Annotated in this window: 1 protein-coding gene; it reads right to left on the reverse strand. The window is 58.6% G+C overall.

Annotated elements, in window-relative coordinates:
• Positions 1-1,015: PAS domain-containing protein (locus AB4Y99_RS27605; RefSeq protein WP_441525597.1), on the reverse strand; the 1,015-nt coding region annotated here is incomplete at its 3' end.
• Positions 1,016-1,403: the final 388 nt, after the last annotated feature.

A 1,403-nucleotide genomic window follows, 5' to 3' on the forward strand; every position in this document is an offset into this window, starting at 1 on the left:
CAGGGCTTACCTCGGCTTCGAAATTCGATTGTTTTTCGACGGCAGCTGTCATCGCCTGTGCAAAGACATCAACGCTTTCCACCGGCAGGATTTGCGCGAGTGAGCCGATCAGTTCGTCTTTCCCCTTGGCGGCCAACGTACGGACCGCCGCGTCATTCACGTCGCGCACGCGCGTCAGATTGACGGCCTCGTGAACGAATTCGGGATGGGTCCGCAAATAGGCTTTGAAGCCGTCCGGACGGCCGCGTCCAAGCTGGAGGATGCGCAGGCGGAGAGCCGAGACATCGCATTCGAGGATCGAGAGGCTCGTCGTCTGGAATAGACTGCGATAGCGTGTCTCGCTGCGCGCCAGACCCTGGTCTGCCCGCTTTCTGCGCGTGATGTCGTTTGCTGTCGCGATGATGGCGACGCGCTGGCCGCGATCGTCGCGGAGAAGTGACAGCCGGCTCTCCGTCGCGATCGATCGACCGTCCTTTGAGGCGTGCAAGAGTTCGCCTTCCCAGAAACCTCGTTCCGCGAGATCGACTTCCAGAACGCTGTCGGAAACTGGAAATCGCGTGCGCAGCAATTCGTGTGCAACGGCGCCGGCCGCCTCTCTGGCGGGCCAGCCATACAGGGTCGTCGCCCCCTTGTTCCAATAGGTCACGCGCCCCAGGAGGTCCGTCACGATGACGCTGTCATGGGTCTGATCGAGCAACTGGGCCTGCTGAAGCAGAAGCGCGGTCGCATTGAGATTGCGTAGCGCGAGGAAGGCCGCGACGATGATCGCCGAAACGCTGATCAGACAGCGAGCAGCGGGCCCGGCCGCCAGATCTCGACTATGGACCAGGAAAAAGCTGAGCAGGGTCAGGGCCACGCATGCGATGGAGGCGCGGACGACGAGGCGTTTCTGGCCTGAATTCGCGGCCGTAAACACGACCACGACATAGAGTACGGCGATCGCCAAGGGCTCCTGTGTCGCGGTATCGAAAATGAAGATCGCCGCCGCCAGCACCGTCACGGCAATTACGAGCAACGGACCTCCCATGCGTGTGTCGATCCGGGGTGCGACAGGCCAAAGCCGCCCAGCTGCTCCCAAGCTTCGCCACCGCGTCAGGTTTTCGTTCTCAAAAGTCAATACGGCACTCCTGACAAGAAAATTATGTAGAGCGAACGGCAATTTCCTTGATGTAAGTCTCAATTACTTTGCTATAGGCTTATGAGTATTTCAAATAGGGTCAAATATTATTATATTCGCACTTAAGGATCGCCATCGAAGCCTTCTCATAGGCATATTTAATTCAGATCGACGCAGGACTAAACGACAAATACCGCTGCGTTTCCGGCCATCGGCAGCCCTCTACCAGGCGCGGATGGGTTCCGGCGAGAGAAAGGACCTCTCCTGAAGCACGCTTCGCCAATCC

This window comes from Allobosea sp. TAB14 (genome assembly GCF_052113865.1).
GTDB lineage: Bacteria > Pseudomonadota > Alphaproteobacteria > Rhizobiales > Beijerinckiaceae > Allobosea > Allobosea spartocytisi.